At 68.1% G+C, this 14,545-nt stretch carries 13 protein-coding genes and 1 CRISPR repeat array; of the genes, 10 read left to right on the top strand and 3 right to left on the bottom strand.

Annotated elements, in window-relative coordinates:
* Positions 1 to 18: 18 nt before the first annotated feature.
* The 3 genes from P7L68_RS09990 to P7L68_RS10000 all read left to right on the top strand — a co-directional run bounded on the left by P7L68_RS09990 (position 19) and on the right by P7L68_RS10000 (position 2,695).
* Complete coding sequence (locus tag P7L68_RS09990) at positions 19 to 1,008, top strand: ABC transporter substrate-binding protein (protein WP_372004726.1); 990 nt, start codon at positions 19 to 21, stop codon at positions 1,006 to 1,008.
* Positions 1,009 to 1,031: 23 nt separating this feature from the next.
* Positions 1,032 to 1,826, top strand: a complete 795-nt coding sequence (locus tag P7L68_RS09995; RefSeq protein ID WP_372004728.1) for an ABC transporter permease — start codon at positions 1,032 to 1,034, stop codon at positions 1,824 to 1,826.
* A gap of 77 nt (positions 1,827 to 1,903) precedes the next feature.
* On the top strand, positions 1,904 to 2,695 hold the full coding sequence (locus tag P7L68_RS10000) for an ABC transporter ATP-binding protein (RefSeq protein WP_372004731.1): 792 nt from the start codon (positions 1,904 to 1,906) through the stop codon (positions 2,693 to 2,695).
* Positions 2,696 to 3,208: 513 nt separating this feature from the next.
* A CRISPR array of direct repeats spans positions 3,209 to 3,497; the repeat unit is 31 nt; unit sequence GTTTCAATCCACGCACCCGCAAGGGTGCGAC.
* A gap of 554 nt (positions 3,498 to 4,051) precedes the next feature.
* Here P7L68_RS10000 and P7L68_RS10005 read toward each other — a convergent pair.
* Entirely contained in the window at positions 4,052 to 4,969 is a 918-nt protein-coding gene (locus P7L68_RS10005; RefSeq protein ID WP_372004733.1) for a LysR family transcriptional regulator, read from the bottom strand.
* Between the two features lie 284 nt (positions 4,970 to 5,253).
* On the opposite strand from P7L68_RS10005, the gene P7L68_RS10010 reads away from it, so the two are divergent.
* Together P7L68_RS10010 and P7L68_RS10015 are read left to right on the top strand one after the other, a co-directional pair.
* The gene (locus tag P7L68_RS10010) at positions 5,254 to 6,120 is read left to right on the top strand and encodes an NAD(P)-dependent oxidoreductase (RefSeq protein WP_372004736.1); all 867 of its coding nucleotides are present in this window, start codon (positions 5,254 to 5,256) and stop codon (positions 6,118 to 6,120) included.
* 16 nt (positions 6,121 to 6,136) lie between these two features.
* Positions 6,137 to 7,696, top strand: a complete 1,560-nt coding sequence (locus P7L68_RS10015; protein WP_372004739.1) for an aldehyde dehydrogenase family protein — start codon at positions 6,137 to 6,139, stop codon at positions 7,694 to 7,696.
* A gap of 58 nt (positions 7,697 to 7,754) precedes the next feature.
* On the opposite strand, the gene P7L68_RS10020 is transcribed toward P7L68_RS10015, so the two are convergent.
* Positions 7,755 to 9,500 (bottom strand): AMP-binding protein, encoded by a 1,746-nt coding sequence (locus P7L68_RS10020; protein ID WP_372004742.1) that lies wholly within the window; start codon positions 9,498 to 9,500, stop codon positions 7,755 to 7,757.
* 199 nt (positions 9,501 to 9,699) lie between these two features.
* Between P7L68_RS10020 and P7L68_RS10025 the strand changes: the two genes are divergently transcribed.
* The 4 genes from P7L68_RS10025 to P7L68_RS10040 all read left to right on the top strand — a co-directional run bounded on the left by P7L68_RS10025 (position 9,700) and on the right by P7L68_RS10040 (position 13,433).
* Positions 9,700 to 11,247, top strand: coding sequence for an acyl-CoA carboxylase subunit beta (locus P7L68_RS10025; protein WP_372004745.1), 1,548 nt, complete (start codon positions 9,700 to 9,702; stop codon positions 11,245 to 11,247).
* 422 nt (positions 11,248 to 11,669) lie between these two features.
* Positions 11,670 to 12,734, top strand: coding sequence for a fatty acid desaturase (locus P7L68_RS10030; protein WP_372004747.1), 1,065 nt, complete (start codon positions 11,670 to 11,672; stop codon positions 12,732 to 12,734).
* 135 nt (positions 12,735 to 12,869) lie between these two features.
* A complete protein-coding gene (locus tag P7L68_RS10035; protein WP_372004750.1) occupies positions 12,870 to 13,154 on the top strand; it encodes a plasmid stabilization protein in 285 nt (94 codons plus the stop codon).
* Positions 13,155 to 13,172: 18 nt separating this feature from the next.
* Positions 13,173 to 13,433 (top strand): hypothetical protein, encoded by a 261-nt coding sequence (locus P7L68_RS10040; RefSeq protein WP_372004752.1) that lies wholly within the window; start codon positions 13,173 to 13,175, stop codon positions 13,431 to 13,433.
* Positions 13,434 to 13,498: 65 nt separating this feature from the next.
* Here P7L68_RS10040 and P7L68_RS10045 read toward each other — a convergent pair whose 3' ends face one another.
* Positions 13,499 to 13,840: a helix-turn-helix transcriptional regulator gene (locus P7L68_RS10045; RefSeq protein ID WP_345958344.1), complete on the bottom strand. Its 342-nt coding sequence runs from the start codon at positions 13,838 to 13,840 to the stop codon at positions 13,499 to 13,501.
* Between the two features lie 144 nt (positions 13,841 to 13,984).
* Between P7L68_RS10045 and P7L68_RS10050 the strand changes: the two genes are divergently transcribed.
* A complete protein-coding gene (locus P7L68_RS10050; RefSeq protein ID WP_372004755.1) occupies positions 13,985 to 14,536 on the top strand; it encodes a hypothetical protein in 552 nt (183 codons plus the stop codon).
* Positions 14,537 to 14,545 lie beyond the last annotated feature (9 nt).

Consider the following 14,545-nt stretch of genomic DNA (forward strand, 5'->3'; position numbering starts at 1 on the left):
GGAGGATCGCCCATGCCCATGCGGATCCGTTCCCGCCTCGGCGCCGCCGCCCTTGGCCTCGCGCTCGTCTTCGGTGCCGGCGCGCCGGCCGGCGCTGCCGAAAAACTCAAGCTCGCGCTCTCCACCTGGGTCGGTTACGGCCCGCTGTTCATCGCCCGCGACCAGGGCTTCTTCGCGAAGGAAGGGCTGGAGGTCGATCTGGTGATGATGGAGGACGTGAAGACCCGCATGCCGGCGCTGGCCGCCGGCCGGGTCGATGTCGCGGTCACCACCATCGATACGGTGCTGGGCTTTTCGACGGCCGAACGGCCGCTGACCTATCTGTTCGCGATCGACGACAGCCGCGGCGGCGACGGCATCGTCGCCCGGCGCGAGATCACCTCGGTCGCCGGCCTGAAGGGGCGCACGGTCGCCTATACCGAAGGCTCGGTGTCGCAATTCTTCCTGAGCGTGCTGCTGAAGGATGCCGGGCTGACGCTGGCCGATATCGAGACCCGCAACATGACCGCCGGCGATGCCGGGGCGGCCTTCGTGGCCGGGCGGGTGGATGCGGCGGTGACCTGGGAACCGTGGCTGAGCCGCGGCAAGGCGACGCCCCATGGCGCGGTGCTGGTGGACAGCGCCAGCCGGCCGGGGCTGATCGCCGATGTCATGGTCACCACGGTGCCGACGCTGGAGGCGCGCCGGCCGGCGCTGCAGGCGCTCTACCGGGCCTGGAGTGCCGCGGTCGACTGGCAGAAGACCCACGAGGCCGAGGCCGACCGGATCATGGCCAAGGGGGTGGGCGGCTGGCTGGAAGACCCGGCGGTCTTTGCCGAAACCCGCGCCGGCATCGCCTTCTACGATGCCGATATGAACCGCCGCTTCATGGACCCGGCCAATCCGGACGGCATTCTGGCCACCATCACCATGGCGCAGAGCCTGGGCGAGGCGGCAGGGCTGTTCAAGGCGGCGGCCGGGCCGGCCCGGATGATCGCGACCGGCGTGGTTGCCGGCGTGGTTGACTGAGCGTGAGCGGAGGGCCGGTACCCATGTGGACCAGAACGCTGTTTTCGCCCAAGATTTCGCTGCCACGCGGCACCTCTCTGGGCCTCGGCGCCGCATCGGTGCTGGCCATCGCCGGGCTCTGGTGCGGGCTCACCTATGGCGGGTTGACCCCGCCCGACTTCCTGGCCACCCCCGGCCAGGTGCTGGGGGCGGGGCTGGAGCGGATCCTGAACCTGTCGCTGTTCGGCCATATCGTCGCCAGCCTGCAGGTGATCCTGGCGGGTTTCCTTCTGGCCTCGGTGCTGGCGGTGCCGATCGGCATTCTGATGGGCAGCTTCCCGGCGGTGCAGGCGCTGGTGGAGCCGGTGACCGGCTTCATGCGCTACATCCCGATCTCGGCCCTGATCCCGCTGCTGATCCTGTGGATCGGCATCGGGGTGGAGCAGAAGATCATGGTGATCTTCCTCGGCACCTTCTTTCAGCAGCTGATCCTGATCTCGGACGTCTCGGCGCGGGTGAGCCGGGATCTGGTCGACTGCGCCTATACGCTGGGCGCCAGCCGCGGCCAGGTGGTGCGCCAGGTGCTGGTGCCCGCCTGCCTGCCCGGGGTGATGGACAATCTGCGCGTCACCATGGGCTGGGCCTGGACCTATCTGGTGGTGGCCGAGCTGGTCGCGGCCGATAGCGGCCTGGGCTACATGATCCTGAACGCCATGCGCGGCCTGTTCACCGATGTGATCCTGCTGGGCGTGCTGACCATCGGGCTGTTGGGGCTGATCACCGACGCCCTGTTCAAATGGCTGCGCCGGCGCCTGCTGCCCTGGGCCGCCGGCCTCTGAGCCGGCCCCCTTCCTCCGAGACAGCCCCCTTCCGCCGACCTGGCCCTTCCTGCGCTTCCGATCGGGTGGTGACCCCTATGAGCCTGCTTGACATCGCGGATGTGTCCGTCCGCTTCCAGACCCGCGGCAAACCCCCGGTGGTGGCGCTGGATGATGTGTCGCTGACCGTGCGCCCGGATACCTTCTCGGTGATCGTCGGCCCCTCGGGCTGCGGCAAATCCACCCTGCTCCGGCTGGTGGCCGGGCTGGAACGCCCGGATGACGGCCGGATCACCCTGGACGGACGCCCGATCGACGGCCCCTCGCGGGAGCGGGGGATGGTGTTCCAGAGCTACACCCTGTTCCCCTGGCTGACGGTGCGCGAGAACGTGATGTTCGGGCCGAAGCTGGACGGTATGGCCAGGGCCGCGCGCGCCGCCATCGCCGACGAGCTGATCGAAGCGGTGCACCTGACCGGCTTCGGTGATGCCTATCCGACGGAACTGTCGGGCGGCATGCGCCAGCGCGTGGCCCTGGCCCGGGCGCTGGCCAACGACCCGCGCATCCTGCTGATGGACGAACCCTTCGGCGCGCTGGACAGCCAGACCCGCCAGGTGATGCAGGAACTGCTGCTGGAGATCTGGCAGCAGCGCCGCAAGACCGTGCTGTTCATCACCCACGACATCGACGAGGCGATCCTGCTGGGCGACGAGGTCCATGTGATGAGCGCGCGCCCCGGGCGCATCCGGTCGTCCATGGTGATCGACCTGCCCCGCCCGCGCGGCATCGACGCCCTGACCACGGGGGATTTCATGGGCTGGAAGAAGCGGATCCTGGGGCTGATGCATGCCGAGGCGGTGCGGGTGGCGGGGGGGCCGGTTGGACGGTGATCGTCCGGAGCAGTCATGTCGTTTTCAGGGGCTGTCCGGCGCCGTCATATCCGGTGGTCGCACCATACGGCCACCGTCATCCCGGCGGAACGGAGCAGGTGAGCGGCACGGTCGCCCCCTTGCCCGCTGCTGCGGCGTCGCCGTTTGGGTGCGGGCACCAGGGGGGCCGTTTGGACGGCGATCGTCCGGGGCAGTCATGTCGTTTTCAGGGGCTGTCCGGCGCCGTCATATCCGGTGGTCGCACCATACGGCCACCGTCATCCCGGCGAAGGCCGGGATCCAGGTTCGTCTCCGCGCGAAGAACGTCGGAAGACCGTCGAACGACCTGCCGCCTGTCCCGATAGCCAAGTTCGCCACCATGGCTGACATGTCGGTCCCTGCAAATATTCGCCATCCATTCCCGTAGAAGCCAACCTGGATCCCGGCCTTCGCCGGGATGACGGTATAAATGTCGGGTGGGGACTGGCAGGTCCTGAGTCGGACGGGGCTGTCGGGATATGGTGTTGCGTTCGAATTTCAATCCACGCACCCGCAAGGGTGCGACGCGCCGCGATCGGCCATCCCGATCAGCCCGCCAGGTTTCAATCCACGCACCCGCAAGGGTGCGACGCCGCGCGTCCGTCGACGATCGGCAGATGCCGGGTTTCAATCCACGCACCCGCAAGGGTGCGACCATCCTTCTCATTCCAGAGACGCGCATAGGTTTTGTTTCAATCCACGCACCCGCAAGGGTGCGACCCCGTCCGGCCGCTCGACCAGCATTCCGGCCAGGTTTCAATCCACGCACCCGCAAGGGTGCGACTCACCCCTTCTTAATACCCTGAATCCGGGGCCGGAAAAAGGCGATCAGCGCGAACCTACTCCGGAGGTCATGCTTTGGTATGAACATGATGATTTTGTGAAATTTAACTGATTGAAAATTGGCGAGAATTTTTTCCGCGAACCTCCCGGGGTTTTTTACGGGAGCTTGGGGTTCGCGGGCGAGGCGGGGTGGGTCTGGGGGCGGTGGCCTGGGACGGCTGTCGGGGCAGGCGGCAGGTGGTTCGATGGTCTTCGTGCGGAGACGAACCTGGATCCCGGCCTTCGCCGGGATGACGGTATAAATATTGGGTGGGATATTGGCATGTACTGAGTCGGACAGGGCTGTCGGAATACGGAAGGGGACAAGTACCTGGACGTCGCATGGGGATCAGCGCAGTGGCCCTGCCTCACGCGTATGAATATGCAAAAGATGTAATAAAGTTTCCATGACCGGCGCAAATGGTCGTGCCTTCAAACTCCCCCTCTTCCGGCCCTTTGTCAAGGGCGGCCTGTGGCGGCACGGTCCGGGGGGGAGGGCGGGAAAGGCCCGCGGCGTCACCCCGCTTCCGCGCCGAAGGCTTCCATATGGTGGGCCATGAGGTCGGCGACGGCGCGGACGGCGCCGGTGCGGGGGCGGCCGGAGCGGACGACGATGCGGGAGGGGACGTGGGCCAGCGGGGCGTCGGTCAGCGGGATGGCGTGGACCTCGCCGCGGCGGAGCTGGCGGGAGACGGCGAAGGCCGGCAGATAGGTGATGCCGGCGCCGCCGAGCACGAAATGCATGGCGACGTTGATCGAATCGGTGACGAGCTTGGGCCGGATGCGCAGGCCCGAGGCGGCCTCCGCCCCTGCGATCAGCTTGCGGACGCCGAAGGTTTCGGCGAGCAGTGCCGCCGGCTGATCGAGGGTTTCGGCCAGCTGGCAGCTGTCGCGGCCGGCGAGCGCATGGCCGGGCGGCACCAGAACGCAGAGCGGCTTGTCGGCCTCTGCCAGCACGTCGAGTTCGGGCAGGCGCGGTGGGTTGAAGACCAGGCCGATATCATAGGCATCCTTCAGGATGCCCTGCATCATCCGGTCGGTGCCGCCGACATCGATCGAGAGCTGCACCTCGGGATAGGTGCGGGCCAGTGCCGAGACCGCGTGGTGCATAAGGTCGACCACGAAGCCCTCGCCGGTGATGACATGCACCCGGCCGGCGATGCCGCCCTTGGCGGCGGCCAGTTCGGCGGCGAAACCGTCGTCGAGTTCCAGCCGGCGGCGGGCATGGCCGGCGACCAGGCGGCCGGCTTCGGTGAAGCGGATGCCCTGTTTGGTGCGCTCCATCAGCAGCACGCCCAGATCGGCTTCGAGCCCGGCCACCTGACGGCTGATCGCCGAGGGCGCGATGTGCAGCCCGTCGGCGGCCGCCCGGATCGAGCCCGCCTCGAACACCGCCAGGAAATAGCGCAGCGGCTTGTCGTCGATCCGCAGCATGATCCCCGTTCTCCTGATCCGGTCACGACCGGCGGGTCTTGCCGCCGGCCGGGTGACGAAACCCGTCGCCATCCGTTGCCATAACGGCAACGCGCCGTTCCGGCAATAGCGCTTGAGCGGGGGGCTGGCGCGCGCTCATTTTCGGGGGGCGGACAGCCGGAAAACATCCCCCGCCCGGATGTCCGCGCAAGATCATGAGGCAGGCGGCCCAAGTCACGGCCGGCCTGTCATCGGGTCTTCGCCCGCGATCGACATTCCCCCTCACGCTTTCCAGGAGTGACGACATGACCGACCGACGGGTCGCCGTCATCGGCCTCGGCAATATGGGCGCCGCCATGGCAGCCACGCTGGCGAAGGCCGGCTTCGCGGTCACCGGCTATGATCCGGCGCCGGATGCCGAAGCCCGCGCCAGGGCGGCCGGCATCGCGCTGGCGGCAAGCCCGGCCGCGGCCTTTGCCGCCGCAGAGATCGCCGTGCTGTCGCTGCCGATGGCCGCGCATGTCGAGGCGGTGCTGGCGGGGGAGGGCGGTCTTCTGGCCGCCGCCCTGACCGGACGGCTGGTGATCGACACCACGACGTCCGAGCCCGCGGTGACCCGCCGGCTGGCGGCGGCGCTGGCGGAAGCCGGCCATGCCCTGGTCGATGCCCCGGTCTCGGGCGGGCCGGCCGGGGCCGCGGCCGGCACGCTGACCATGATGGTCGGCGGTGCGTCGGCCGATATCGACCGCGCCCGGCCGGTGCTGGAGGCGCTGTCGGCGAAGATCTCGCTGTGCGGCGCGGTGGGGGCCGGCCATGTGGTCAAGCTGGTCAACAACCTGCTCTGTGCCGCGCATCTGCTGACCGTGTCGGAAGCGGTGCGAATGGGCGTCGCCGCCGGGGTCGAGGCCGAAACCCTGATCGGCGCGCTGAACGCCGGATCGGGCCGGGCCGGCGTGTCGGAGGTGAACTTCCCGCGCTGGATCCTGTCGGGCAGCTTCGACAGCGGCTTCACCATGGGGCTGATGCGCAAGGATGTGCGCCTGGCCGAGGCGCTGGCGGCCGAGACCGGCCAGGCCATGCCGCTGCTGGAGGTGGCGGGGCGGCTCTGGCGCGAGAGTGCCGCCGGCCTGGCCGATGGCGAGGATTTCAACCGCATTGCCGCGCTCGACTGACCCGGGAGCCCGAGACATGACTGACATGACCGCCCATCGCCCGGCCGACAGCACGGCCGAAATCCGCGCCATCTTTGCCCGCCTGACCGGTTCCGACCGGATCGGCAGCTTCGTCGACGGCCGGGTGGTCGATGGCGAAGGCGAGGCGCTGCCCCTGATCGACCCCGCAACCGGCCGCCTTGTGCTGAGCCTGGCCGATGGCGGTGCGGCGCTGGTGGACGAGGCGGCGGCGGCGGCCCTGGCCGGCCAGACCGCCTGGGCCGGGCTGACCCATGCCGCGCGCGGCCGGGTGCTGTGGGCGGCGGCCCAGGCGGTGCGGGCGCGGATCGAGGATTTCGCCCGGCTGGAAAGCCTGACCGCCGGCAAGCCGCTGCGCGACACCCGCGCCGAGGCGACCAAGGTCGCCGAGATGTTCGAATATTATGCCGGCTGGGCCGACAAGCTGCATGGCGCGGTGATCCCCGTGCCGACCAGCCATCTGAACTATACCCGCTACGAGCCCTATGGCGTGGTGGTGCAGATCACGCCCTGGAATGCGCCGATCTTCACCGCCGGCTGGCAGCTGGCCCCGGCGCTGGCGACCGGCAATGCCGTGCTGCTGAAGCCGTCGGAGCTGACGCCGCTGACCTCGGTGGCGCTGGGCGCGGTGATCACGGAAGCCGGCGTGCCGGCGGGGGCGGTCAACGTGCTGATCGGTGCCGGCCATACGGTCGGGGCGGCGGCGATCGCGCATCCGGCCTGTGCGAAGGTGGTGTTCGTGGGCTCGCCCGCAACCGGTGCCCGTATCGCGGCGCAGGCGGCGGCGCGGGTGGTGCCCTGCGTTCTGGAGCTGGGCGGCAAATCGGCCAATATCGTCTTCGCCGATGCCGATCTGGACCGGGCGGTTCTGGGCGCCCAGGCGGCGATCTTCTCGGGCGCCGGCCAGTCCTGCGTGGCGGGATCGCGGCTGCTGGTCGACCGGCGGGTGCATGACCGGGTGGTGGCGCGGCTGGCCGAGGCGGCCGGCCGGATCCCGATCGGCGACCCGCTGGACCCCGCGACCCAGATCGGCCCGATCGTGAGCGGCGCCCAGCATGCCCGGATCGGCGAGCTGGTCGGCCGCGGCCTGGCGCAGGGTGCCCGCGCGGCCGCGGGCGCCGGGCGGCCGGCAGGGCTGGCCGGCGGCGGGCTGGAAGACGGTTTCTTCTATGCCCCGACCGTGCTGGCCGGCGTTGCCAACAGCATGGAGGTGGCGCGCGAAGAGATCTTCGGGCCGGTGGTCTCGGTGATCCCCTTCGACGACGAGGCCGAGGCGGTGGCGATCGCCAATGACAGCCGTTTCGGCCTGGCCGGCGCGGTCTGGACGCAGGATGTCGGCCGGGCACACCGGGTGGCGGCGGCGGTGAAGGCCGGCACCTTCTGGATCAACGGCTACAAGACCATCGGCGTGATGTCGCCCTTCGGCGGCTTCGGCGAGAGCGGCTATGGCCGCTCCAGCGGCTATGAGGGCCTGCTGGAATATGTGCGGGTGAAGAGCGTGTGGGTCGAAACCGCCGCCAGCGCCGTGCCCGCCTTCGGCTACGCGCCGCCGGCCTGATTGCGGGCAACCGCCCGCCCCGGTCGGGGCGGGCGGGTTCCCGGTTTACGGACTTTTCTTACAGGCTCTTCGCCAGTTCTTCCTTCTTCACCTTGCCGGTGGCGGTCATCGGCAGGGTGTCGACGATGCGGATCTCGGGCACCTTGTAGACCGCCATGGCCTTGCGGCACCAGGCGTCGAGCACATCGGCGGTGATGCCTTCGGCGCGGTCGGGGTCCAGCCGGATGAAGGCGACCGGAACCTCGCCCTTGTCGGCATCGGGGCGGCCGATCACGGCGCTGCCGGCGATGGCCGGGTGCTGGCCCAGCAGCGTCTCGATTTCCGAGGGGAAGACGCTCATGCCCTTGACCTTCAGCATCTCCTTGCGCCGGCCCAGATAGCGGAACGAGCCGTCCTCTTCGATCACGCCGATATCGCCGGTGCGCAGCCAGCCGTCGACCAGCGCCTCCGCGGTGGCCTCGGGCTTGTTGAGATAGCCCTTGAGCAGAGAGGGCGTGCGGATCAGCACCTCGCCCTCGGCGCCGAGCGGCTTCAGCTCTCCGGTCGTGAAATCGCAGATCTTGACCTCGGTGCCCGGCACCGGGAAGCCCACGAAGACCGGGGCGGATTTGAGGTCGTAATCATCCGCCTGCATGCCGGTGGTGAAGGTGTCCGAGGTGTGGGTCTCGGTCATGCCGTACGAGGTCTCGCGGAGCGTGAGGCCGGTCAGCTCGTGCCAGCGGCGGCGGAACTCCGGGTTCAGCTTCTTCACGAACGAGATCGTGGTCATGGAGCGCAGCGACGAGAGGTCGCGGGCGGTGATGTCGGGCCGGTCCATCAGCTCGACGATGTTGTCCATGATCATCGAGCCGCGGCTGACCCGGTAGCGCTCGATCGCGGCCAGCACCGCATCGCCGTCCCAGCGCGCCAGCAGCACCATGGTCGAGCCGCTGAAGACCGGCAGCAGCACACCCAGATTTTCGCCCGCGATCCAGAACACCGGCAGGAAGTTCAGCAGCACGTCGGTCTCGTCGCCCGGCGACACGAAGCTGGCGGAGGCGGCCGAGGTATAGACCATGTCGCGCTGGGTGTGGATGCAGCCCTTGGGCATGCCGGTGGTGCCGCCGGTGTAGTTGATGGCGGCCCAGGCATCCAGATCGGCCTGATGGTCGGGGCGCGGGCCGGTCTCTGCCGCCAGCACCTCCATGAACCGGCCGTCGGCGCCGGCGCAGTCGCGCGGGGCGGCGAACAGCCCCGCCGGCACCGGCAGGGTCGGCTCGCCCTCGGGTGCCATGTCGGCGAAGGCGGTGGTGTAGACCGTCTTGAGCGCCGTTCTGGCCCGCACCGCCTCGACCAGCGGATAAAGCTGGTCCAGCACCACGATCACCTTGGCTTCGGTGTCGTTCAGCTCGTAGGCGAGTTCCAGTTCCTTGAACATCGGGTTGACCGGCACATGGATGCAGCCGGCCTTGAGGATGCCGTAAAAGGCGATCAGGAATTGCGGGCAGTTGGGCAGGAACACGGCGACCCGGTCGCCCGGCACCAGGCCCAGAGCGGCCAGATGGGCGGCGAAGCGGTCCGACAGCCGGTCCAGTTCACCGAAGCTGATCTCGCGACCATAGAAGATGATCGCGGTCTTGTCGGGATTGGCGGCCGCGCGCCGGCTGAGATAATCGGTGATCGCGATCTCGCCCAGCGGGTAATGCGCCTGGCGCGGCAACCCGGCCGGCCAGCGATCCTCGCGGAGCTTCGCGACATGGGCGAGATAGGCGGCTTCATCGGCGAAGCCCGACGCAGTGGCGGGTGCAGCGGCGGCGGTGGTCATGATCCAGGCATCTCCTCTCCCGCGCGGGCGGTCCGCCGTCTCCCGCGGGGCCGGCATGCCCCGGTCTTCGGCAGCGGATCCCTGCACCGCGCATGGGCCCAAGTGAAGCACCGGCCCCAGGCTAATTCAAACGTTTATTTGATCAGCGTTGACGCATCGCCCATACTTTGCCGACAACAAGAACGAGGAAACGTTCCATATGAGCTGGGAAGCCGATATCGAGGACCTGCGCCGTCGTCAGGCGATGACCGCGCGGATGGGTGGTGAAGAAAAAGTCGCGCGTCAGCATGCCAACGGCAAGCTGACGGTGCGGGAGCGCATCGACGCCCTGCTGGACCAGGGCAGCTTTCGCGAGATCGGCTCGGTCGCCGGCCGCGGCAGCTATGATGCGGACGGCAATCTGGTCGATCTGTCGCCGGCCAATTTCGTCTTCGGCCGCGGCCGGATCGACGGCCGGCCGGTGGTGGTGGGCGGTGATGATTTCACCGTCCGCGGCGGTGCCGCCGATGCCTCGATCCACGAAAAGCAGGTGCAGTGCGAAAAGCTGGCCGGGGAATACCGCCAGCCGCTGATCCGCCTGGTCGACGGCACCGGCGGCGGCGGCTCGGTCAAATCCTACGAGACCATCGGCCATACCTATGTGCCCGCCAATCCCGGCTGGGAGGTGGTGGTGCAGAACCTTGAAACCATCCCGGTCGTGGCGCTGGCGCTGGGCTCGGTGGCGGGGCTCGGCGCCGCGAAGACGGTTGCCAGCCATTATTCGCTGATGGTGAAGGACATCTCGCAGATGTTCATCGCCGGCCCCGCGGTGGTGGCGCGGGCGGGCGAAAGCCTGACCAAGGAAGAGCTGGGCGGCGCGATGATCCACGCCAAGGCCGGCGCGGTCGACGATGTGGTCGAAAGCGAGGCCGAGGCGTTCGAGCGCGCCCGCCGTTTCCTCTCTTACCTGCCGTCTTCGGTGGACGAGCTGCCGCCCCGGATTGCGCCGACCGACGATCCGGAGCGCCGCGACGACTGGCTGATCAAGGCGGTGCCCCGGGAACGCCGCCGGGTCTATGACATGCGCCGGATCGTGAAATCGGTGGTCGACCAGGGCAGTTTCTTCGAGATGGGCAAGTGGTTCGGCCGCTCGGCCATCACCGGCCTGGCCCGGATCGACGGCTGGCCGGTGGCCGTGCTGGCCAGCGACCCGCATTTCTACGGCGGCGGCTGGACGGCCGACACGGCGCAGAAGGTGGTGCGCTTCGTGGACCTTGCCGACACCTTCCACCTGCCGGTGGTGCATCTGGTCGACATCCCGGGTTTCCTGATCGGGCTGGATGCCGAGAAGACCGCCACCATCCGCCACGGCGCCCGGGCGCTTTCGGCGGTGTATCAGGCGCGGGTGCCCTGGTGCACGGTTGTCATCCGCCGGGCCTTCGGCGTGGCTGGCGCCGCGATGATGAACCATACCCGCGCGCGCTATCGCTTTGCCTGGCCCTCGGGCGACTGGGGATCGCTGCCCATGGAAGGGGGGATCGAGGTCGCCTATCGCGCCGAACTCGACAAGGCTCCCGACCGCGAGGCCGCGATGGCCGAAATCACCGAACGGCTGGAAAAGGTCCGCTCCCCCTTCCGCAGCGCCGAGGCCTTCTCGATCGAGGAAATCATCGACCCCCGCGACACCCGCCCGCTGCTCTGCGAATTCGCCAATCTGGCGGCTCCGCTGCGCAGGCCGGGCTTCAGGGCGGCGGGGTTCAGGCCCTGACGGCATCCGTACCACCGGCTTCCGCGAAGCCCCGCCATCAGGCGGGGCTTCGTATTTTTCGGGTGAGGCGGGCTTCGCCCCCGGATGTCCGGCGGTCGAATACTTTGAAAATATTGCGGTCTGTTGTTTGTAGCAGATCGGGACACCATATGTTCAAGATCTGGCGGGGCGTATCGACGCCCGGATAACTGTCGCAGACCGGGCGATTTCAGGCGCAGGGGGGATCATCGTCCCTGCAGAAGGCGATCGATGCCGAGGGGCGGCGCCAGCGTGATCATGGTGGGCCGTGATCATGGTCGTCAGCAGGACCGGCGCGCCGAAGACAGCGGCAGACGCGGAACCAAAGTGATCCCGAGCCGTTTCATTCCGGAGCCTCTGGCGAGAGAGCCTCTGACGATTCCGGCCCAGCAAGAGTACACAGCATGAATACATCAGCAGATCTGCGACGGGATGCGCGGCATTTCCAGGCGCCGATCTTACACAAGAGCCTCCTCCAGGTGGCAACATCGTTCGGCGGCTTCTGGGCCAGCTGTGCCGCCATGTATCTCTTAAGCGATATATCCTACTGGCTGTCGCTGGCGCTTGCTCCGCTGGCCGCCGGGTTTCTGGTGCGCATCTTCATCATTCAGCATGATTGCGGGCACTGGTCGTTTTTTCGCGAACGCCGGGCAAACGATCTTCTGGGCTTTGCCTGCAGCCTCTTCACGCTGGCGCCTTACGCATCCTGGCGCCGTCAGCATGCGGGCCATCACGGCGTGTGGAACAATCTCGACCGCCGGCAGAGCGGCGCCGACATCTATTCATCCTGCCTCACCGTCGCCGAATACAACGACCTTAGCCCGTGGCGGCGCTGGTGGTGCCGGACGACCCGGCATCCGCTGGTCGCCAATCTTCTCCTGCCGCCCCTGGTCTTTCTGGGGCTCTACCGGGTGCCGTTCGACGCACCGCCGACATGGCGACGCGAACGTCGGGCGGTCTATGTGACCGATGCGGCGCTGGTCGCGCTATTCGGTGGCCTGGGTCTGCTGCTCGGCTTCGGTGAGGTCGCGAGCATACAACTTCCGGTCATGATATTGGCGTCGATCATCGGCGTATGGCTGTTTTCCGTCCAGCATCGGGCCGAGACGACGCGGTGGGCGCGCGAGCGTGACTGGGATCCGGTCTCAGCCTCCCTGCAGGGATCGACCTGCCTGCGCCTGCCGGCCGTTCTGCAATGGTTCACCGGGAATATCGGTTTTCATCATGTGCATCATCTGAATGCACGCATCCCCAACTATCGGCTCCAGGAATGTCATGAGTCGATCCGCGAGCTGCATGATGTTCCGACCCTGTCCCTCCGGGCGGGGCTCGGCGCGGTGCGCTATGCCCTGTGGGACGAACAGCGCGGACGCATGGTCACGTTCCGCGAGGCAGGGCGCATATCCGACACGGCAATGCCGCCAGCCTGCCCCGCCGGCAGGCCCCCGGTCGTGAAAGCGGGCGACTGATCGAGGGATCGTCTGCCATTTCAGGCGGTTGTCAGAACCCGTCTGGAGACCCGCATGTGGACCCGGGCCACGCACCTGCCGCTCTGCGCATTCACCGGCCTGGCGACCTGAACGGACACGGCCGGAGACAGGGTCATGACCAGCATCACCATCCACGATCTGGACAACGCGCTGACACGCCGCCTCAGTCGCCGCGCCGCCGAGCACGGCCGGTCGGTGGAAGAGGAAGCGCGGGACATCCTGCACCAGGTGATCACCGGCAGCACGGCCGAGGACGCGGACATGAAGGCGGCGCAGGGTCGGGCCGCCGTGTCGGAAAACCTGGGCCGGACCATTCATGCCCGCTTTGCCGCCATTGGTGGGGTGGATCTGGAGGCTCCGGGGCGGGGGACAATGCGCGAACCGCCGTCATTTTCCTGAGGGCTGCGGATCGCACGCATGATTCTGGTCGACACCAATGTCATCTCGGACGTGATGCGCGCCGTTCCCGCGGCTGTGGTCCTGGACTGGTTCGCGCGGCACGAGCCGACGGAGCTTTTCCTCAGCGCCATCAGCGAGGCCGAGTTGCGACGGGGGCTGCTGCCTCTCCGGTTGATTGACTTCCGGCCGCCGTTGACCGACAGTCCCGACATCGGCTTTGAGAATGCGGGCGAACGCCTCCCCTCATCGTCAACGGTTTACGATCCAAAACCCGCCTGATACGGCGGGTTTTGTGATTTCAGCCAGAAAGAAAGGCGGGTATCTCCTGTCTTCGGACACGCTTTTCAGCGCCGCCGCCGCTCCATCACCCCCACAATCCCCGCCAGCAGTTCCACATCTTCTTCCGGCAACAGCTTCACCCCGTTGAGGACTTTCAGGGCGCTGTCGGACATGGTCTGCAGTTCGCCGGGGGCGGGCAGGGTGTCGAGGAAGAAGTCGGCGATCCGCACGTTCAGGATGCGGGCGAGCTGGTCGAGCGTGCGGATGCTGGTGATCACCCGGCCGCGTTCGAAATTGGAGATGGTTTCGACGTTCTTGCGCATCAATTGGGCAAGCTGCGCCTGCGTCAGACCGCGGGCTTCGCGGAACGCTCTGATGCGTGTGCCGATGTGAATGCCGATGTCCATGGGCCCGATCCTGCGGACAAAGCCATCGGCTGACCATCTGCGTAATACACGGGGTCTTTTACCCTATGTAATTTTAGGGTATGGGTGGCGTTCGGCGCATGGGGAGGCGTGCGGATCAACCGCGGATAGGGCAGGTGCAGGGGCATGGCGACGGGAAACCGGCGGGGCGGGCGCAGATCGGGCAGGCGGGTGGCGGCCGTCACCCTCCCACCCCCCGCCCATGCCGCCTGGCAACGCCTGCCGCCTGAACTTGTCCCTTTCGATCCGTCCCCGCCGGACGGGGGCGCGCGGCCGGTCTGGTATCTGGCGGCCGAGGGGCGGGAGAGTGTGCTGGTCGCCAGCTGCCGCGCCGGTGGCGGGCCGGTGCTGTACTGGGTGGCACTGGCCGGGGCCGCGCGTGCCGGCGGGCGGGTGCCGCCGGGGGTGGCGGCGCTGGAGGTGGTGTGGCGGGTGGGCGACGGGCCGGCAGAGGCCGGTGTCTGGTGGGCCGGGCCCACGCCCGACATGCTGCGGCCGGAAGGCGATCTGGCGCTGCTGGAGCGGCTGGCCGGCGAGACGCGTTTCGAAATGCAGGGCGCCCGGCTGCCCGTCCAGCGCTTCGACGTGACCGGCACCGCAACCGTGGTCACCGATGTGGTGACGGCCTGCCTGCCCGGCCGCACCGCCCCGCCGGCATCCGCCGCCCCAACCGACTGACGCGGGGAA

The organism is Tistrella mobilis (assembly GCF_041468085.1).
GTDB classification, from domain to species: Bacteria; Pseudomonadota; Alphaproteobacteria; order Tistrellales; family Tistrellaceae; genus Tistrella; species Tistrella mobilis_A.